The following is a 20,505-nucleotide window of genomic DNA, read 5'->3' as shown; positions in this document are numbered from 1 at the left end:
TTATCATCAAAACAATAAAGTTGCCAAGTATATTGATATAAGGAGTGAGAAATGCAAAAATGAAATATTTTGAGAAAACTTTAGACAATAAGGGGTCTTTGGCCAAGTTTTATTTACAAGAAGCTAGTGAGGAAATTGACCCACACCGCCTATTTCCAACGATTATTATTTGTCCGGGAGGTGCATATTTCTGGACATCTTTTAGAGAAGACGAAGCAGTCGCTTTACGTTTCTTAGCAGAAGGGTTTCATGTAGTAGTGGTACACTACGCTACAGAAGGCTTACAAAATCTAGCTTCAGATAGTTTGGAGGATTTACCAAAATCACCGGTTAGTGCTTTTCCAACACCTGTAGTTGCTTTAGCAAAGGCAGTAAGCATCCTTAAAGAAAATTCAAAAACCTACCAAGTTAATACTGATTATGTCGTAGTCGGTGGATTTTCTGCCGGCGGTAATGTAGCTGCCCAGTTAGGAGTATACTGGAATAAGAAATGGTTGCAACAATTAGTTGGCAAAGATTGTGAGTTAATTCGGCCTACTCATTTAATGCTAGCTTATACAGCTTTTGAGATTAACTCGAGTAGTGAGATTGGCGAATTCGACAAAGTCGCTTATGCAGCAACAGGGCAATTTTATCCAAACCCAGATTTACTAGATAAGCTTAATCCTATAAAAAATATTAGTTCTCAAACGCCACCAAGTTTTGTTTGGCATACGATGGAAGATACTTTAGTTCCAGCCAGCAATGCCCTAGCTTATTGTCAGGAATTATCTAAAGTTGATGTCCCTTATGAGCTACACATTTTCAATAAAGGGAAACATGGTCTTGTCCTAGGTGACTTGCGTACTGGTGTCAAAGCCAGTAACCAGAACGCCCAAGTTTATAAGTGGGTGGATTTATTTTTGGAATGGCTTGCTCCTATCAAGACGACACGTGCAGGTTTTTACAATCCAATTAAAAATAAGTAGGTCCCATTTATCTGGGGCTTTATTTATTTTTCCGATATCGAGCTGGAGTTACTCCATATGTTTTTTTAAACAAGGCATAATAATGATTAAGATTGGAAAATCCAACCTCAAAAGAAATATCTCTAATTGATTCTTTACTATGAAGAAGAAGGGGCAAACTTGCTTCCAGTCGCTTATTCTGTAAAAGTGTTTTAAAAGTTTGACCCGTACTTTCTTTAACAAGAGTACTGAAATAACTACTATTATATCCAAAATGATGGGCACATTTTTCCAAACTTGTCTCCAGATAGTTAGTGTTAATGTATGAAAGAATTTCTAAGGCAAGCTGTTGTCTACGGGAATCGCTAGCTGTTCCGTTACTTTCTACTGAAAAAGAACGAATTAACTCTAACAAGATGAGTTGCAAAATATGGTTTTTATAGTCAGAGTCTAATAATTTTGGCTCATAAACTTCACAAAGTAATTGCTGAAAAAGTAATTTAATATTTTGGGCATTTTTACTTCGAAAAAGGATATATTGATTGTGATTTTGACTATCTGAGATAGCTTGAAAGAGGAAACTTGTCAATGCTGTTTGTTTTTGAAGATGATTAAAGAAATGTTCTTTGAAAAAACGCTGCTCAATATTAATACTAATAATAATATCGTTGTAGCCTGCGCTAGCTACTTCATGTGACGCTTGAGTGTCAATAAGAATAAGGTCCCCCTCATCTAAGATAATTTCCTTGTTATTAACATATTGGATACTTTCACCATGATAAACAAAGTTGAGCTCAATGACATCCGTTATATGGTTTGGAACAGGTGTAAAACGACTTTGTTTACGAATGTAATAATTTTTGCTACTTCCATCCTTAACCATATCTTTCAAGGAAAACTGGAAAACTTTTTTATTTCCAACAAGAATAGCGTTGTCATAACTGTTATAGTAATCATTATCATTCTCTTGATGAAAATAGCGTTGCTCACTCTCAGTAAGTTGAAAAAGTCTATTTTCAAGTTCCCAAAAATCCATAACTACTCCTAAAAAAATGATATTATTCCTGTTAAGAAATGGTATGTCTATTATATCATGAAAGCGTTATAATTGTTAATATAAATAGGATAAAAGTATTAATAATATTATAATAAAATGATATAAATAGGGGATATTTTATGCTATCGGTTGCAAAAGATAGACGACATTTTGTAAATGGTGAGAGCGAAGAATTTTATTTAGCTGATACTTGCTGGTCAGCTTTTACTAATATAGATGAGAATGATTGGGAATACTATTTAGATTATCGTAAATCACAAGGTTTTAATGTCATTCAGGTTAATATGCTACAACAATGGGATGCTAGTCAATCTCGTTTACAAATTAAACCATTTAAAGTTAATCCAGATGGCACCTTTGATTTTCATAACTATAATGAGGATTATTTTAAAAGGGCTTATCGAATGGTTAAAAGTGCTACACAAAAAGGAATAACTATTGCATTAGTTTTACTTTGGGTCAATTATCTTCCTGACACTTGGGCAAGTAAGATGCCCACTAAACAATTAGGGATTTTCCCAAAAGAGATGGTGTTATCCTATGTTGATAAAGTAATGGAACTCTATGATGAATTCCATCCAATCTATGTGATTAGCGGAGATACAGATTTTCCTAATAAAGAGGTAGTTGAAAGCTACTATAATAAAGCTTTAGATAGAGTTAAGCAAAATAATCCTGAGGCTTTAACTACACTGCATATCAGAGGACGAGAAGCAGATTTGCCTTCGGCTTTAAAGAATAATCCTAATTTAGATTTTTATATGTTTCAATCCGGCCATAATAGTGAGTTTCAAGCTATGCCTTATCAATTAGCTGAGACATTCTATAATATGACTCCCAAGCGACCACTGCTAAATTCAGAGCCTTGTTATGAAATGATGGGATATAGTCGTAAAGTATACGGCCGCTTTTCGAGAGAAGATGTTCGAAAAGCGGCATGGCAAAGTGTATTATCTGGTGCTAGCAGTGGAATAACTTATGGTGCTCATGGAATCTGGTCATGGCATGATAGCCAGTTGGAATTTGATTCTACAATTGGGGAAACGTTTGAGGCCCCTTATGATTGGCACGATGCCCTGCATTTCAAGGGAGCATGGGATTATGCTTTCTTACGAAATTTCATAGAAAAGCAACAATTATTTGATATTGTTCCAGCACAGTTTTTGTTAAAAAATCCAACAGAAGAAATCCGAATTTCCCAAAATGATAACTACTTAATTCTTTATATTCCTTCCAATATCACGATCAATTTAATTGGTGATTTTAGAAGTGATGAAATAGATTATCTGGATTTAGAAAGCAATAGGAGAATGAGAACCTCCGCTAGATATGATTCAGACAACAACCAAACTCAGATTCCAATGCATCGCTTTACAAAAGATGCTTTGCTTATTATAAAAAAATAATTTAAGGAGAAAAACTATGACATACGAACAATTAGTCAAGGACATTCTTGTTGCTGTGGGTGGCAAGGAAAATATTGTACGTGCAACACACTGTGCAACAAGACTTCGTTTAGTTTTAAGCGATGAAAAAGCTGTCGATAAAGATAAGGTTGACAATCTAGATCAAGTTGCCGGCTCTGTTTTCTCAGGAGGGCAATATCAGATTATTATTGGGACTAATGTTACTGATGTGCATAAGGAATTCTTAGCAGCGATGGGGACACCGGAAGTAAATGAAGAGGTCTCAGAAGAGAAGGAAACCAACCTCTTTAATCGTTTCTTTAAGAGTTTAGTTGGTATCATGACGCCAACATTTGGCGTTATGGGAGCTGCTGGTATTATGAAAGGTTTGCTGGCACTAGCTCTTGCTTTTGGTTGGTTAAAAGAAACAGATGGCGCTTATCAAATTTGGTACTCTGTTGCCCAAGCATTCTTTTACTATTTACCAATTTGGGTGGGGTATAACGCCAGTAAGACATTTGGTGGTAGTCCTTTTATCGGTGCCATGCTTGCAGCTGGATTAGTGTATCCGGATATTGTAGCCGCTTACAATGATAAGACAACGATGACCTTCTTCGGTATCCCAATTGTCTTGGTTAATTATACCCAGTCACTATTTCCAGCTATGCTGACTTCATGGTTTGCTGCAAAATTAGAAAACTTCTTCAAAAGGATTATGCCTGAAGTTTTAAAACTTATGTTTGTACCTTTCTTTACATTAGCAATTACAGCTCCAATTATATTCTTGGTGATTGGGCCAGTTATGACATGGGTGTCTGATTCTTTGGCATCAATAGTTATGGCAATTTATAGCTTTAGTCCATTGCTCTTTGGTATCATTGGGGGAGCATTCTGGCAAGTCATCGTTGTCTTTGGTTTACACTACGCTTTCATCCCAGTTTTAATTAACAATATTACTAATTTAGGGCAAGATCCCATTAATGCAGTCTTTCAAGTTACTGTCTTTGCCCTAGCTGGTTCTGCCATTGGATATGCACTTAAGACAAAAAATCAAAAACAAAAAACTATGGGATTTTCAGTAGGTTTGACAGGTTTACTTGGTATTACAGAGCCTATTATCTATTCCATTGCATTACCAATTCGTCGACAATTCCTTTACGCTTGGGTTAGCGGTGCTATTGCAGGTCTTATTCAAGCATTTAATAGTGCGCTTATTTATAATTTCGGTAATGGTGGCGTTATGGCAATTCCTCTTTTTATCGCACCAAACGGTAATTTATCTAGCATGTATTCCTTTATCATAGCAGCAATAGTCGCTTTCTTTGGACCAATTGTTCTTAACTTGATTTTTGGTACCGGTGAAACAAAACAAAAATAAATAATCCACTCCTGCTCTAATTTGTACTTAAGAGCAGGAGTTTCCAGTTTTAAAAGGAGTACAATTATGACAGTAAGCAATCATTTATACCCATTTTTTTGGCAACATGGCGAAGAAAAAGACATTTTAGTCGACTACGTTGATAAAATCTATCAGTCAGGGATGCAGGCACTTTGTGTAGAATCGCGTCCTCATCCAGATTTTTTAGGTGAAATGTGGTGGCGAGATTTAAATATTATCTTAAAAGAATGCCAAAAACGAAATATGAAAGTTTGGATTCTGGACGACTCCCATTTCCCAACCGGCTTTGCAAATGGGAGAATTAAAGAAGATTATCCTGAATATTTAAAACAGTATCTGACAATGAGGCGTTTTGATATTGTTGGACCAATGGCAGGCGCTCGGATTGATGCCTCACAACTTAAAGGTCGCCCTTGGGAGAAGGAACAAACTGAGATTATTGATGTTATTGGTGTTTTTATGGCTGAGCGTTGTGCAAGCTATGTTCAAAATGGTGATCCTATAAAAATAGACACGATGGTTGAAATCACAGATTACTTTAGAGGTGATACTATCTATCTTGATATACCCGCCGGACACTGGAGTGTCTTTGTAGTTTTTACAACGCATACTGGAGGAGAAGAAGCAACAAAAGATTATCTCAATCCGCTTGTTGCTGAAGCGACTCAAGTTTTGGTAGAAGAAGTATATGAAAAGCACTTATCGCATGTTGGTTCTTATTTCGGCAATACCATTACAGCTTTCTTTTCAGATGAACCCCGCTTCGGAAATGCCAAAGGAGCAGATTCAGGAATTGGAAAAGCAAATATGGTTCTTCCATGGCGGCCAAAATTTGAAGAAGAATTGCCTTTCGATAAATCTTACCTACCATTACTATGGGTACCTGATATAAATGAAACAGAGCGTGAAATACGTTATGCTTATATGGATCTTATAACAAGAGAATATAATCGTAACTTTGTTAATATATTGGCCAACTGGTGCTCTGAACACGGAATTTATTATTTAGGACATAATATTGAAGATAATGGCGCTCATGCACGACTCGGATATGGTACAGGGCACTTTTTTAGAGGACAAGAAGCTCAGCATTTTTCGGGAATTGATGTTATTGGGGGGCAGATTGTTCCAGGCATGAATTATCATCATGATGCTTTCCAGACAGGAGGGAGTGATGGTCAGTTTTATCATTATGCTTTAGCTAAGCTCGGATCCTCAGCAGCTGATCTATATCCACACAAGCATGGTCGGTCTATGTGTGAAGCATTTGGTGCTTATGGTTGGAATGAGGGTCTAAAAACTATGAAGTGGATCGCTGACCATTTAATTGTTCGAGGGATTAATCACATCGTTCCGCATGCTTTTAGTCCAAAAGAATTTCCTGATTGGGATTGTCCTCCTCATTTTTACGCTCAAGGTAATAATCCACAATATCGCTACATGCCCAACTTTTCTAATTACGTAAATCGATTAATGACACTCTTCAGTAACGGTCAACACAAAGCCCCAGTAGCCCTTTTCTACCCAGCAGAATTTGAATGGGTCGGTAATTACATGCCGATAGAAATACCTGCTCGCGTCTTGACTCAAGCTCAAATTGACTTTGACATTGTTAGTAACGATTTATTGAAATCAGCGCATTTAAAAAATAATAAATTATTGATAAATCAGCACGAGTTTGACGTCTTGGTTGTACCCTATGCGCAATATATCCCTAATGATGTGATGGCTACTTTCAACAAATTCCTTCTTTCGGGCATAAAGATTGTTCTTATTGATAGTCTTCCCCAAAATTACAGCAATTTTGCCATGTCTCCAAATGTTTGCTCACTTGACGAATTGCCGATATCACTAGCAGACAGTGCTGAGATCTATTTAGAAGAACCTTGCTCTGATCTAGTTTATTATCATTATCAAAAGGATGGTAAAGACTTTTGGATGTTTTTCAATGAAAATACCTCAAAAACAGTAGATGTGACAATTCATTTTAAGTTGTATGCAGAGGTGATAGTTGCTTACGATGCTTATGATAATAACTATTTTAGGGTAGAAAATAATCACTTAACCTTGGAACCTTATCAAACAATAGTTTGGATTTTCAACGATGAGCACATAGCTAAGAAAAGTAATTTTAAAGTAGATCAACGAAGTATTATCACAAATAAATGGGAAGTAGAGTTTGCAGATCCTATCAGTTATCCTAATTTTATACCAGTTACTAAATTAACCAAATTAACGCCACTTAATCAGATAAAGGGATATGATAGGAAAAGTGGAACTGTCGCCTATACAACTAGAATAAACTTAGATGATAGCCATAACATAAAAGCAATAGACTTAGGAGGGGCTTACGAAATTGCTGAAGTTTTTGTAAACGGTAAAACAGCAGGAGTTAAAATTGCTCCTCCATATTACTTTGATGTTGCTAGACTTTTGTATAGTGGGGAAAATGAGTTACGTATTGAAGTGACTAATACTTTGGGGACAGAGTTCAGAGGGGGGCTTAATCAATATCTGCTTATAGAACCATGTGGAATAACAACCCCAATAACTTTAATTAAATAGTAATAATCAAATCTATCGTCTCATACTCATAACACATAAGCCATTCTCTTATAAAATAATGATAGCTCATAAAATTTCTCCAGATAAAGTATATTGGTCAAATCTATTTTATTGGAAATTTTGTGAGTTTTATATTGTACTTATACTGTAAATTTTAGACACTCAAAAAGCTCTATAATATCCAGAGTGTGTATTTATCCACTGCAGATGATATTACAGAGCTCAAATATTGTAGGTACAACGTCATCGTGTATACGCATGTTTTTTTCTGTGAGGGAGGACAAAGCCATCGTGAAAGTTCGTCCTGCCCTCTGGAAATCTATCTATTTTGATTCTTTTGCCAAGATATCAAGAGTTTCCAGAAGATTTTCAGCATGGACTTCGATCGTATCTCCGGTTGCTTTTATTTTAACTTCGACTACACCTTCAGCAGCCTTTTTACCGACAGTCACACGGATTGGCAGACCTATGAGATCACTATCTGAGAATTTAGAACCGACGCGCTCATTACGATCATCTGTTAAAACTTCGTAACCTGCCGTGGTCAATTGACGCTCGATTGCCTGAGTCAGATTTTGGGCGTCATCATCTTTAGTATTGACGGTAATGAGATGGACATCAAATGGTGCCAACTCTTTAGGGAAGTTAATTCCCCAAGCAAAGCGATAGGCTCCTTTTGGAGTCTTATTGATAAAAAGACGCGCATGCTGTTCAATCACAGCCGACAGAATACGACTGACTCCTATGCCGTAGCTGCCCATGATTATCGGAACGGAGCGGCCATTCTCATCCAGGATATTAGCCCCCATGCTTTCTGAATAACGTATCCCAAGTTTAAAGATATGTCCAATTTCTATACCTCGGGCAAATTGAAGCTTACCTTGTCCGTCAGGAGAGACCTCCCCTTCTTGAACCTCACGAATATCAACATACTCACTTGGGGTAAAGTCACGCCCAGGGTTAACACCAACCAAGTGATAACCATCTTGGTTAGCGCCAGCGACAGCATTAGCTAGACCTTCCACCTTACGGTCAGCAATAATGGTAACTTCTTCTGGTAGGCCAACAGGTCCTAAAGAGCCAAAGCTAGCACCAAAAAGCTTTTGTGCTTCTTCCTCACTAGCTGCTTCTAAGAAGGCAGCTCTCAGATGATTCTTAAGTTTGACATCATTGACCTGATCGTTGCCGACTAAAAGGGCGACAACCGGTTTCTCATCGGCTATGAAAAGCAAGGTCTTAATCGTTTGCTTCTCCTCCACTTGCAGGAAGGCAGCTACTTCATCAATTGTCTTACAGTTTGGCGTCTCAACCTTACGCATCTCCTCTTGAGCCACTACAGCTGTACTAGGCTTGTACTGGCTGGTAGCCATCTCTAAGTTCGCTGCATAGGCAGACTCGCTCGAGTAAACAATCGTATCCTCACCGGACACTAGCCATTTGTTGAGTTCCTCCTTAATTTCTGCTAGAACATCCTCTGGAATTTCTTCAATAGAGCTGATGGATTTATCCAGAACCAACCAGTGGCTAAGGTCAGTACGGTCTGGTGTTACAGCCATGAATTCCTGACTATCTTTTCCTCCCATAGCACCACCATCACCGATAATTCCTTTGAAATCAAGCCCTGCACGCTTAAATATAGCTTCGTAGGCCTTGCGATAATCTTCATAGGTCCTATCTAAACTATCATAGTCGGCATGAAAGCTATAGCCGTCTTTCATAATAAATTCGCGAGTGCGCAGGAGCCCATTGCGAGGACGTTTTTCATCACGATATTTTGGCTGAATCTGGTAGAGATTCATGGGCAGCTGTTTGTAGGATTTAATAGTATCACGCACAACGGATGTGAAGGTTTCCTCATGGGTCGGTCCCAAGATAAAATCTGCTTGGTCACGGTTTTTCAGCTTATAAAGATCCTCCCCATACGTTTCATAACGGCCTGATTCCCGCCAAAGATCAGCAGTCAGGAGGGCCGGAGCCAGCATTTCTACAGCACCAATCTTATCAAATTCCTGACGCATAATGCCCTTGAATTTTTCTATCACACGATTGGCCAAGGGAAGATAAGAATAGACACCTGATGTTACCTGACGAACATAGCCAGCACGCACCATCAAAGCGTGGCTGATGACTTGAGCATCACTGGGCATTTCACGCAGGGTTGGAATCAGCATTTGAGATTGTTTCATGGTTAATTGTTCGGCCTCAGTAAGTCAGCGGCTGAGGCCTTCCTTTCACATATAATTTTTTTATTTAGATCAAGACGCATTTTCTTAGAAGAAGGCCCGCATAATATCATTCCAGGTTACAGCAATCATAAGTACAAGCATAATTGCCACACCTACTAAGGTGATATAGGTTTCAGTTTCCTGTTTCAAAGGTTTGCGGCGCAAAGCCTCAATGATATTGATAAGAATCTTACCACCATCCAAGGCAGGAATCGGAAAGAGGTTGACAACACCCAAATTCATGGATAACATCCCCATTAGGTAGAAGACAGTGACAAATCCTGACTGAGCGGCCTGACCGACAGCCTGATACATAGCTACTGGGCCACCTAACTTATTGAGGCTAAAATGAAGAACGAGATTACCGAGGGCTTTGATAAGAGCCGTCATAGCTAATAGAGCCTGTTGGAAGCCGCCTGTCAGCTTATCCCAAAACCCTGTTTTCAAAGATTGTTGTACGCCAATCAGATAGCTATCGCCGACCTTTTTGGGTTTAACCTTGATGGTTTTAGTCTGATTATCACGATTCTGAATCTTTAGAGTAATCTTACTATCTTTTTTGAAATGCTTAGTAGAAGCTGTTACAGCCTTTGTTAGATCATCCCAGTTATCAACCTTACGACCAGCAATCTCTAGCACCTTATCACCGCTTTTAATACCAGCCTGCTGGGCAGCGCCGCCATCAGCCACACGGACTGTATTGGTATCGGGGTTGGGTACACCGCCTTGGATAAAAGCCAGCAGAATAAAGACAATTGTCCCTAAAATAAAGTTGTTCATGGGACCTGCAAAATTTGTTATCATTCGCCCCCAGACACTGGCATTTTGATACTGCACATCTAGAGGAGCAATCCGTAATTCCGTGCCGTCTTCTTCGACAATCGTCGCATCGTGATCAACTGAGTAAGTTCGGGACTCATCTAATGTAAGTCCTGTGATTGTCAGTTTATCTTCTAAATCATAACTAGTCACATTCATAGGCAGACTGTTATTATCCAACTGCTTATCTGACAGGTTGATACGGGTAACCTTCCCCCGCTCGTTTAGGCTCAGACTAACTGGTGTGCCAGTCTTAATCTCAGTTGCATCATCCCCCCAGCCAGCCATGCGGACATAGCCGCCTAAAGGAAGCATTCGGACGGTATAGACAGTGCCATCCTCACCCGTGTGGGCAAAAATTTTCGGTCCCATACCAACGGCGAATTCTCGTACTAAAATACCCGATTTCTTAGCAAAATAGAAGTGCCCAAATTCATGAACAACAACGATAATTCCAAAAACTATGATGAAGACAATAATATTTAGCAGCATTTCATACCTCATATTAAAACAAAAAGTGTTTCCCATATTGAGCATACAGAAAACAGGTCTAAAAGACAGCGGCAGATTGATTATTCCACCCTATTAGGGTAAAGCAGACAACCTAGATCAGGACGATTGCCTGTACTCAAAAAGCCCAAAGAGAAGCAAATGTAAGCAAAACAACAAAACCAGAGCTGTATAAAACACAGCAGATTAGAATATAGGATACTCATTTGCTTTTTCAAGGAGGCATTAGAATAATCCAAAGAAGTGCATGATTGGAAAAACAAAAATCATACTATCAAACCGGTCTAAAATACCACCGTGTCCAGGTATTAATTTCCCAGAGTCTTTCACACCAAAGTGACGTTTAATAGCACTTTCGACTAAATCTCCAAACTGAGCAAAGATACTAAACACAACAACCAGAATCATGGTCACAAGGAAAGATCTTGGGCTGTAAATAGACTTGTCAGTCAGCATAAAAATCAAAGAAACAATTAAAGCTGACAGGATTCCGCCCAGACTTCCCTCAATGGTTTTATTTGGAGAAATCTTAGGCATAAGCTTGTTTTGACCGAATTGGCGGCCAATCATATAGGCACCGATGTCCGTTGCCCAAACAATAAAGATGGCAAAGAGTACCTTAGTGACACTGTCAAGACGAGCCGTAATTAAATTTTGAAATCCAAAACCAATGTAGACAGCTGAAGCAATTGGAAAGACAGCATCATCAAATGAATAGGAATCACTATTAAGAACAGTACCCGCTAAAATCATAAAGCTGATAAGGCCAAAGCAGGTCCAACTGGCGTCCAAGGGCAGAAAAAGCAAATAATTCCCAATCGGTACAGTCAGGACGAAAGCTGCCAGCATAGCCAAGACCCCCTCAAAAGAAAAGATTTCTAATCTCTTCATCTTGAAGAGCTCTGACATGGCTATCATGGCTAAAAGTCCGACAAATAGCTGAAAAGGGAGGTTCCCGATAGCCAGAAAGGCTAGAAAAATAGCTCCAGCAATCCCTCCGTAAATCACACGTTCACGCATACTTAACTCCTCTATAGACCGCCGAAACGCCTTTTACGGCGGTTAAATTCTGCAATAGCCAAAACCAGTTGTTCCTCATCAAAGTCAGGCCAAAGCACACTGGGGAAATAAAACTCACTGTAGGCTGCCTGCCAGATTAGAAAATTACTCAGGCGTAATTCACCACTCGTCCGAATAATTAAATCGGGATCCCGGTAGAGAAAGGGCAGACTATTGGTCATCAAGTGACGAGATATCAGGTCTTCATTGATATCATCAAGAGTCAGTTTATTTTCCGACACTTTTTGAGAAATAGCTTTGACAGCCCCAGCGATATCAGCACGTCCCCCATAGTTAAGGGCAAAATTCAAGATTAGGCCTGAGTTATGCTGTGTTTTCTCAACAGCCCTCTGCATAGCATCAAATGTAGCCACTGGGAGCTTGCTCATATCGCCAATAACCTGGATGCGGACATTATTAGCATGAAGCTCCGGAACATAAGTGTCGAAAAATTCAACTGGCAGGTTCATAATGAAATTGACCTCATCATCCGGACGGGACCAGTTTTCTGTTGAAAAGGCATAGACCGTTAAGACCTTGACACCTAAGTCCGAGGCCTTAACAGTCACCTTTTGCAGGGCATCCATGCCAGCCTTGTGCCCCATAACGCGCGGCTGCAGGCGTTTCTTGGCCCAACGGCCATTTCCATCCATGACAATTCCAATATGCTTGGGGATCTTTTCAAGGCTTGCTGCCTCTTCTTTTTTCTTAAATTTAAATATAGCCATACTCCTTAGAATTTTACCATAAATTAAGTAAGTTTGCACCTGTGGCTACTAGGAAAGCAAACAAAAAAGGGATGAACAACATCGTCATCCCTTACTAGGTTACAACTGATTTATAAATCTCAGCCCTCTTCAATGGCCGTCTCTGTCTCATCGGTTGTATCAGCCTGCCTGCTTTCTTCCTGTTCGACTGCGGCTGTATTATCTGTTGCTGCATTTTGTGCTGGTGAGGAAATCACTTTAAAAATGCTGCGTTCAGCAAAAGTCAAATAAACACCATCAGCATCCAGAACTATGCGCTGATTTTCCTCATCTACTTCGTCCACTTCGGCAATTAAGCCGCCGATCGTTTCAACCACAGCACCTTTAACTAGGTTATTTTTCATGTTTTCACGCTCTTGTTTTTGGCGTTTTTGATTACGTGATGAAAAAAGCATCATTCCTGCTAAAATGATTAAGAGAATAATAATTGAACTGTATTGCATATTAGGGTCCTCCAAATGTTTCAGTACTGTTAACTATACCAGATTTTGCAAAGGCAAGCAAGAAAATATGATATGAGTATTATTAAGTAACACTGCAACAAGCTGAGAATACTCTCTGACAACTTCATTTATGCTATAATAGGGGCACTATGGATAAATTAATTAAAACAATAGCCAGTTCAGGCTCATTTCGCGCTTATGTACTGGATAGCACTGAAACAGTACGCACTGCCCAAAAAAAACACCACACCCTATCGTCATCAACAGTCGCTTTGGGGCGTACCTTAATTGCCAATCAGATTTTAGCTGCTAATCAAAAAGGAAGCGCAAAAGTTACCGTCAAGGTCATCGGTAACAGCTCTTTTGGTCATATTATTTCAGTCGCTGATACAGAAGGACAGGTCAAGGGATATATTCAAAATCCAGGTGTTGATATTAAAAAGACTGCAACCGGCGAGGTCTTAGTCGGCCCTTTTATGGGACAGGGACAGTTTATATCTATTATTGATTATGGAACAGGACACCCCTATACATCAGCTACCCCTTTGATATCTGGTGAAATTGGTGAAGATTTCGCCTACTATTTGACCGAAAGTGAACAAACTCCGTCTGCTGTGGGACTCAATGTTCTTTTGGATCAGGATGACAAGGTTGAGGTCGCCGGTGGCTTTATGCTGCAGGTTCTGCCTGATGCGAAGGAAGAAGAGATTGCGCGTTTTGAAAAACGTATTCAAAATATGCCCGCTATTTCCAGCCTTTTAGAAAGAGACAACCCTACTCAGGCTCTGATTGAGGAAATTTATGGCGAAGATGATTATAAAGTTCTTTCCGAAGAGAAGCTAAGCTTCATCTGTGACTGCAGCCGTCAACGTTTTGAGGCGGCTTTGGGAACCCTGCCCAAAGAAGAATTGCAGGCAATGAAAGACGAAGATCAAGGTGCAGAAATCACCTGCCAATTTTGTGGAACCATCTATCAATTTACTCAAACTGACTTGGAGGACATTATCAATGACAAAGCTTAATTCATCATTTATGATTGGAAATGTTGAAATCCCCCACCGTACTGTTTTAGCGCCTATGGCTGGAGTAACTAACTCTGCCTTTCGAACCATCGCTAAAGAGTTCGGGGCTGGCTTGGTTGTCATGGAGATGGTCTCAGACCGGGGTATCCTCTATAATAACGAAAAAACCTTGCACATGCTTCATATTGACGAAGGCGAGCACCCAGTCTCTATCCAACTCTTTGGTAATGATGGTGAGAGCTTGGCTCAGGCGGCAGAATTTATCCAAAAAAATACCAAGGCCGATCTTGTCGACATCAACATGGGATGCCCTGTCAACAAAGTTGTCAAGAATGAGGCTGGAGCTATGTGGTTGAAGGATCCCGATAAGATTTACAAGGTTATCAAGACTGTAAAGTCTGTCCTTGACCTTCCCTTAACTGTCAAAATGCGGACGGGATGGTCGGATAACACTCTGGCGGTCGAAAACGCTCTAGCTGCCGAAGCAGCCGGAGTATCCGCTTTGGCTATGCACGGTCGTACGCGTGAACAAATGTATACTGGCAGCTGTGACTATGACACACTGGCACGTGTCGCTAAGGCCATTAAAACCATTCCTTTCATCGGAAATGGTGATATCAAGACAGTGGAAGACGCCCGTTTTATGCTTGAAGAAATAGGAACTGATGCTGTCATGATTGGCCGAGGGGCCCTAAACAATCCTTACCTTTTTACACAAATCAACCATTTCTTTGAAAGCGGAGAAATCCTAGCAGATTTAACCTTTGCTGAAAAGTTGGACATCGCCTTTGAGCACTTGACACGGTTAGTTACGCTTAAAGGAGAAGATATCGCCGTACGTGAATTCCGTGGTCTGGCACCTTACTACCTCAGGGGAACATCGGGTGCTGCTAAAATCCGCGGAGCTGTTGCTCGCGCCAACAGTTTAGCACAAGTCAAAGAAATCTTTGAAGCCATTCCAAACTGAGTGGCTCCTAATGCTGCCCCCCGCACAAGGAGAATTTATGAAGCAATCACTGCCCCTAGCTTTGACTGGGTTATTACTGGGAATGACCGCTTTAGTTAACTTAATCGGGAAATTTGTCAGCCAGCCAATCGCCCAAATGCTATTAATTCTTACAGTCATTCTATGGTTGATTTTAACAGGTTATCTCATCAGCCATCAAGAGGATTGCCGAAAGCAGTTAGCAGACCTCCTGCCAGCATCAACCTTTCCAACCTACTTTATGGCTATGATGCTGTCCCCCTTAGTTCTACCTTTGCCTAAACTAGCTCTGACGCTGATTTGGACTGCGGGGCTTATCGGGCATCTAAGCTTTCTGCTCCTTTTTACAAAGTTGGCCTTGACTAAACCTAGCTGGAAAACACTTTATCCTGGTTGGTTTGTCATCTATGTAGGACCAGCTGCTGCTTCTATTTCAGCAAGAGTCATTGACCAAACAAACATTGGGTGGGCTATTTTTTACCTGACCTCTCTAGCCTATGTTATCTTAATGCTGCTTCTACTTTATCGCTTAGTCAAGTGGCCGCTGCTCCCTGCGCAGATTCCCAATGCTGCTATTATGGCGGCCCCCAGCTCCCTCTTACTTCTGGCTTTGCTTCAGCTTTCTCCAAGTTACTCTGGTATCATGGTAAGCTGGTTTCTTATTTTGTCGCAGGGATTTTATTGGGGGACGGTAATTTTTCTAGCCAAACAGATCAAAACTTGGTTTGTTCCGACTTTTTCTGCCTTTACCTTTCCTAGCGTCAGCACAGCGACTGCCCTAGTTCTCAGCCTTATGCGTCTTAAATTAAATGATGGTTGGCTGTTGAGGCTGAGCCAGTTTGAAATTTTATTAGCCACAGTTGTTGTTGCCTATGTTGCTATCGGCTACCTTATCTATTTTAATTCTAAAAAGGCATCTTAGGTTTAAAATCTAAGATGCCTTTTTCTTTTCTGTCTGTCGTACTGTGGCCATTCTGATTTAGGCAACAGTAAACTTTAACTTACCATTGTGGCTGCCGATTTTTAGTGTTGCCCCTGTTTCAAGCTCACCTGAGAGCAGCAATTCTGACAATCTATCTTCTACTTGCGTTTGAATGCTGCGACGCAGAGGACGGGCCCCCATTTCAGGATCATAACCATGCTCAGCTAGAATTTTAAGAGCTGCTGGCTGTACCTTGAGAGTCATCCCTTTATCAGCCAAGGCTTGCTCCAAAGGTTGCATCATCAATTTGACAACTTGCCGGATATCTTCAGGTGTTAAGCTATGGAAGACAATTTTTTCATCGATCCGATTGATGAATTCTGGTCGATAGTTTTTCTTGAGTTCTTCCATGATGCGTGACTGCATAGCATCATAATCTTGACTGAGCGCTTTAGCACCAAAACCAACTGTCTTATCATCACGCAAGGCCGTTGCCCCCAAATTACTGGTCATGATGATTATGGTGTTGGAAAAATCAACCTTGCGTCCCCGGCTATCGGTCAAGACCCCATCATCCAAGACCTGCAGCAAAACGTTGAAAATATCTGGATGGGCCTTTTCAACTTCATCAAAAAGGAGGACAGAATAAGGCTTTTGGCGAACCTTTTCTGTTAGTTCTCCACCCTCGTCGTAGCCAACGTAACCTGGAGGGGCGCCATTGAGGCGACTGGCCGCAAATTTCTCCATATATTCAGACATATCAAAGCGAATAAGAGCAGATTCATCATCAAAAAGGAGTTCTGCTAGAGCCTTAGCCAGCTCGGTCTTTCCGACCCCCGTTGGCCCAAGAAACATAAAGGAACCGATCGGACGTCTGCCTGTACGGATACCTGATTGATTGCGACGAATAGCACGTGCTACGGCAGACACAGCGTCGTTTTGACCAATCACTCGCTTATGCAGCTCCTTTTCCAAACTGAGGTAGCGTTTATTGTCCGCCTGAGTCATCTTTTCAACAGGGATACCCGAGAGCTTGCTGAGGGTACGCATAATATCATCATCTGTGATAGGACTTGGTTCAGGCTTGTCAGCAACCTCTGCATCTTGCTCAAGAAGTCTACCGACAGAACGAAAATCACCAGCCAGCAAGGCTTGATCAGCAGGTGTTAGAAACTCAGGTGCTGATTTTTTTACCGTATTTTGGACCCCGGCGCTGGTTTCATCTAAAAGATCAATAGCTGAATCAGGTAGATTCTTGCTAGTTAAGTAACGGTGGGCAGCCTTGACAGCCGTTAAAGCGGCTTGGTCAGAAATTATAACATTATGGTAGTTCTCGTAACTACCTTTCAATCCTAGAATAATCTGGTAAGCCTCATCTACTGTTGGTTCCTCGATTAAAACTTTAGCAAAACGGCGAGAAAGAGCGGCATCCTTTTCGATATGTTTGGAGTACTCCTCTTGGGTTGTTGCTCCAATCATATGCAGACTACCACGTGCTAAGGCCGGTTTCAAGATATTAGCAGCATCTAAGGTACTGTCAATACCACTGCCAGAACCCATAATGGTGTGAACCTCATCAACAAAGAGAATGATATGGCCATCAGCTTCTACTTCAGCAATAATTTGGTTCATGCGCTCCTCGAAATCACCGCGAAAACGGGTCCCAGCTACTACTGACATCATATCCAGTTCCAAGACACGGAAATCAGCCAGCTCATAAGGAACCTCTCCTTCCACAATGCGCTGAGCCAGTCCGTAAGCCAGAGCCGTCTTTCCGACACCAGCATCACCGACTAAAACCGGATTGTTTTTAGTTTTACGGCTGAGAATCTGAAGCATACGGGTCACTTCTTCGTCTCGACCAATAACCTTTTCCAGCTGGCCGCTTTCAGATAAGGCGGTTAAGTCACGAGTGAAATCTGCCAGCTCTCCGGGACTAGCTTGGGGAGCCATCATATTATTAAAATTGCCGCTGCCACTTTTCTTAGGTTTGGTCAGCTCAAAAATAGCCTTGATATCATCTTTGGTAAGACCGGCATAGCGTTCCAGAACCTTACGTAAATCAATTAAGCGGAGCTGGGCATCGCCTTCATCCTGTGTCAAAAAACCAGCCTGTTCTAAAATACGCAGGGCCATATTATCACGCGTCAGCAAGAGAGACATCAAAACGTGCTCGCTGCCAATTTCATCAGCTTTCACGGCTTGAGCAATCTGACCGGCATAGTCTAAAACACGCCTCAAGCCCAGTGAAGCAGTTAGAATATGCTGGGTATTAACAGTTCGCAGGGGCTTACGACGCATGATCAGAGTAGCAGCGTCCTCATATTCATCTAAATCAATCTTATCAGCAAAATCTGCCAAAGTCAGACGGGCGACTGTTTCATCAATATCGGCCATAGCCAACAAAATATGCCATGTTTCCAAATATTGACTCTGAAAACGAGCCGCTTGATCCTGGGCACGCCCAAATATCTCTTGCATTTTCAGGGAATAATCAGTCATAAGGATTTCCTTTTCTATCTAATCGTTGAATAATCTTTTTGAGCATACGAGCACGAATGTGCGGTGCATCGTCACCTAAAACAGCATCTGAAGATGAAGCTAGAATGATGTTGCCTTCACGTTCACTGATTATATCTTGGTCATAGAGCTGCTGAATGAGATCATCAAAAACCTGTCCACTAATACTCTCACCAATAGAATTAGCCAATGCCCCGAGGAGATGGTGCTTATCAGAGAAAGCTACCTTAGCGATACGGATGTAACCGCCCCCACCACGTTTGCTCTCAACAACATAGCCCCTGCTTTCCGTGAAGCGGGTCTTGATTACGTAATTGATTTGGCTGGGTACAACATCAAATGAATCTGCTAAGTGCGAGCGCTTAAGCTCCGCAATTCCCGACTGAGCTAGGATCTTTTTGATGTACTCTTCAATACTATCTGAAGTATTTTTTATAGGCATAGACTACCCTTCCTATCTTTGACTAACTTTGACTATTATACCTCAAAAAGACAATTTTGGAAAGTTAAAAGCATGCAATGATAAGAAATCTCAAGTGATTGGGAAAACAAAAAACGAGTCTGGGACAAAAGGCCAGACTCATTAGTATTATCCTAGATTTACCGGATCGACGCAGTGGTTGGGAGTAAGACTCATTTTTACAATGCAGACGCACTATCAATCAATATTTTTTAAACGCTCAACATCACGTGCAATCATGAGCTCTTCATCAGTCGGAATAACTAGAACTTTGACTTTTGATTTTGGAGATGAGATATCACCAACATAGCCAAAAACATTTTTCTCAGGATCAAGCTCCATACCGAACCAACTCAAACCAGCAATAATATCTTGGCGCATACCGATGGCATTTTCACCCATACCAGCCGTAAAGACTAATGCATCGGCTCCATTGAGAACGGCAAAATATTGTCCGATAAATTTTTTCAATCGATCAATAAAGATATTGTAGGCTAAGACAGTATTTTTATCCTGAGCCTGAATACCAGCTTCAATGTCACGCATATCACTAGAGTTTTCTGATACCCCAGCCAAACCCGACTGCTTATTTAGCATACTGACTACATCAGCAGCATCCTTTAAGTCTGGATCTTGAGCAATCAGATAGGGGATGATAGCCGGATCAATATCACCTGAGCGCGTTCCCATCATAGGACCAGCCAAAGGAGTGAAGCCCATCGAAGTATCAACTGACTCGCCATGGTAATTCGCCGTTATGGATACACCATTACCAATATGGGCTGTTATCAATTTAAGTTCTTTCAAGGGACGCCCCAAAAGCTTAGCCGCCTCCTGAGCAACATACTTGTGACTGGTACCATGGGCGCCATATTTGCGTACCTTGTAATCGCGATAATATTTCTGCGGAATAGGATAGAGGTAGGCATATTTAGGCATAGTTGTATGGAAGGAAGTATCAAAAACAACAACACTAGTAATATCTGGCAGGATTTCCTTAAAAGCACGAATACCAGCCGCTGCTCCAGGATTATGAAGCGGTGCTAAAAGTGCTAATTCCTCTACCTGCTCAATAACCTTTTCATCCACTAGAGCAGATTCTTTAAAGTACTCACCACCAGCAACAACACGATGCCCAACTCCGGTAATTTCAGCAAAATCAGCAATGATTCCATGTTTGGTTAGATCTTCTAGCAAGATACGGACGGCAACCGTGTGATTTGGAATATCAAGCGTTTGTGACTCCGATTTGCCATCGTATTTAACAGTTGAAATAGAATCTTCTAAACCGATGCGCTCAATTAGTCCTTTAGCTAGAACTTTTTCATCAGGCATCTGATAAAGCTGCCATTTAAGGCTCGAACTCCCAGCGTTAATTGCGATTGTTTTTGACATAAGT

Annotated in this window: 16 protein-coding genes; 7 read left to right on the top strand and 9 right to left on the bottom strand. The window is 40.9% G+C overall.

What is annotated here, in order from left to right; translation table 11 throughout:
* Positions 1 to 59: 59 nt before the first annotated feature.
* The gene (locus AC4HAO_RS04625; protein WP_491134725.1) at positions 60 to 968 is read left to right on the top strand and encodes an alpha/beta hydrolase; all 909 of its coding nucleotides are present in this window, start codon (positions 60 to 62) and stop codon (positions 966 to 968) included.
* A 19-nt stretch (positions 969 to 987) separates the two neighbouring features.
* On the opposite strand, the gene AC4HAO_RS04620 is transcribed toward AC4HAO_RS04625, so the two are convergent.
* Positions 988 to 1,983, bottom strand: a complete 996-nt coding sequence (locus AC4HAO_RS04620; RefSeq protein WP_491092753.1) for an AraC family transcriptional regulator — start codon at positions 1,981 to 1,983, stop codon at positions 988 to 990.
* A gap of 140 nt (positions 1,984 to 2,123) precedes the next feature.
* Between AC4HAO_RS04620 and AC4HAO_RS04615 the strand changes: the two genes are divergently transcribed.
* The 3 genes from AC4HAO_RS04615 to AC4HAO_RS04605 all read left to right on the top strand — a co-directional run bounded on the left by AC4HAO_RS04615 (position 2,124) and on the right by AC4HAO_RS04605 (position 7,374).
* Complete coding sequence (locus AC4HAO_RS04615) at positions 2,124 to 3,410, top strand: glycoside hydrolase family 140 protein (RefSeq protein ID WP_491134724.1); 1,287 nt, start codon at positions 2,124 to 2,126, stop codon at positions 3,408 to 3,410.
* A gap of 16 nt (positions 3,411 to 3,426) precedes the next feature.
* Complete coding sequence (locus AC4HAO_RS04610) at positions 3,427 to 4,788, top strand: PTS transporter subunit EIIC (protein WP_491134723.1); 1,362 nt, start codon at positions 3,427 to 3,429, stop codon at positions 4,786 to 4,788.
* Positions 4,789 to 4,854: 66 nt separating this feature from the next.
* Positions 4,855 to 7,374 (top strand): glycosylhydrolase-like jelly roll fold domain-containing protein, encoded by a 2,520-nt coding sequence (locus AC4HAO_RS04605; protein ID WP_491134722.1) that lies wholly within the window; start codon positions 4,855 to 4,857, stop codon positions 7,372 to 7,374.
* 323 nt (positions 7,375 to 7,697) lie between these two features.
* Here AC4HAO_RS04605 and AC4HAO_RS04600 read toward each other — a convergent pair whose 3' ends face one another.
* The 5 genes from AC4HAO_RS04600 to yajC all read right to left on the bottom strand — a co-directional run bounded on the left by AC4HAO_RS04600 (position 7,698) and on the right by yajC (position 13,197).
* Entirely contained in the window at positions 7,698 to 9,560 is a 1,863-nt protein-coding gene (locus AC4HAO_RS04600) for a proline--tRNA ligase (protein ID WP_491092746.1), read from the bottom strand.
* 84 nt (positions 9,561 to 9,644) lie between these two features.
* Complete coding sequence (rseP, locus tag AC4HAO_RS04595; RefSeq protein WP_491134721.1) at positions 9,645 to 10,910, bottom strand: RIP metalloprotease RseP; 1,266 nt, start codon at positions 10,908 to 10,910, stop codon at positions 9,645 to 9,647.
* Between the two features lie 243 nt (positions 10,911 to 11,153).
* Positions 11,154 to 11,948, bottom strand: a complete 795-nt coding sequence (locus AC4HAO_RS04590) for a phosphatidate cytidylyltransferase (RefSeq protein WP_491134720.1) — start codon at positions 11,946 to 11,948, stop codon at positions 11,154 to 11,156.
* Between the two features lie 11 nt (positions 11,949 to 11,959).
* A complete protein-coding gene (uppS, locus tag AC4HAO_RS04585) occupies positions 11,960 to 12,715 on the bottom strand; it encodes an undecaprenyl pyrophosphate synthase (RefSeq protein ID WP_491134719.1) in 756 nt (251 codons plus the stop codon).
* A 119-nt stretch (positions 12,716 to 12,834) separates the two neighbouring features.
* Positions 12,835 to 13,197: a preprotein translocase subunit YajC gene (gene yajC, locus AC4HAO_RS04580; protein WP_491092741.1), complete on the bottom strand. Its 363-nt coding sequence runs from the start codon at positions 13,195 to 13,197 to the stop codon at positions 12,835 to 12,837.
* A 149-nt stretch (positions 13,198 to 13,346) separates the two neighbouring features.
* Here yajC and hslO point away from each other — a divergent pair, with 149 nt between their 5' ends.
* Genes hslO through AC4HAO_RS04565 form a run of 3 tightly spaced genes read left to right on the top strand, consistent with a single transcriptional unit; the run spans position 13,347 to position 16,126 of the window.
* Positions 13,347 to 14,219, top strand: a complete 873-nt coding sequence (gene hslO, locus AC4HAO_RS04575) for an Hsp33 family molecular chaperone HslO (protein ID WP_491134718.1) — start codon at positions 13,347 to 13,349, stop codon at positions 14,217 to 14,219.
* Positions 14,206 to 15,186 carry a tRNA dihydrouridine synthase DusB gene (dusB, locus tag AC4HAO_RS04570; RefSeq protein ID WP_491092737.1) on the top strand — a complete coding sequence of 327 codons (981 nt, stop codon included), beginning with the start codon at positions 14,206 to 14,208 and terminating at the stop codon, positions 15,184 to 15,186. Before hslO ends, dusB begins: the two co-directional genes overlap by 14 nt.
* Positions 15,187 to 15,223: 37 nt before the next feature.
* A complete protein-coding gene (locus tag AC4HAO_RS04565) occupies positions 15,224 to 16,126 on the top strand; it encodes an SLAC1 family transporter (RefSeq protein WP_447452507.1) in 903 nt (300 codons plus the stop codon).
* A gap of 57 nt (positions 16,127 to 16,183) precedes the next feature.
* Here AC4HAO_RS04565 and AC4HAO_RS04560 read toward each other — a convergent pair whose 3' ends face one another.
* From AC4HAO_RS04560 to AC4HAO_RS04550, 3 genes are all read right to left on the bottom strand, one after another.
* Positions 16,184 to 18,628, bottom strand: a complete 2,445-nt coding sequence (locus AC4HAO_RS04560) for an ATP-dependent Clp protease ATP-binding subunit (protein ID WP_491134717.1) — start codon at positions 18,626 to 18,628, stop codon at positions 16,184 to 16,186.
* Positions 18,621 to 19,088, bottom strand: a complete 468-nt coding sequence (locus AC4HAO_RS04555; protein ID WP_491134716.1) for a CtsR family transcriptional regulator — start codon at positions 19,086 to 19,088, stop codon at positions 18,621 to 18,623. The genes AC4HAO_RS04560 and AC4HAO_RS04555 overlap by 8 nt, the downstream gene beginning before the upstream one ends.
* A gap of 216 nt (positions 19,089 to 19,304) precedes the next feature.
* Positions 19,305 to 20,501: an acetate kinase gene (locus tag AC4HAO_RS04550; protein WP_491092733.1), complete on the bottom strand. Its 1,197-nt coding sequence runs from the start codon at positions 20,499 to 20,501 to the stop codon at positions 19,305 to 19,307.
* Positions 20,502 to 20,505 lie beyond the last annotated feature (4 nt).

This window comes from Streptococcus sp. ELY_137, from assembly GCF_058314515.1.
Note: the sequence above shows the minus strand (reverse complement) of the source record. Positions and strands in the feature narration are given on the sequence as shown.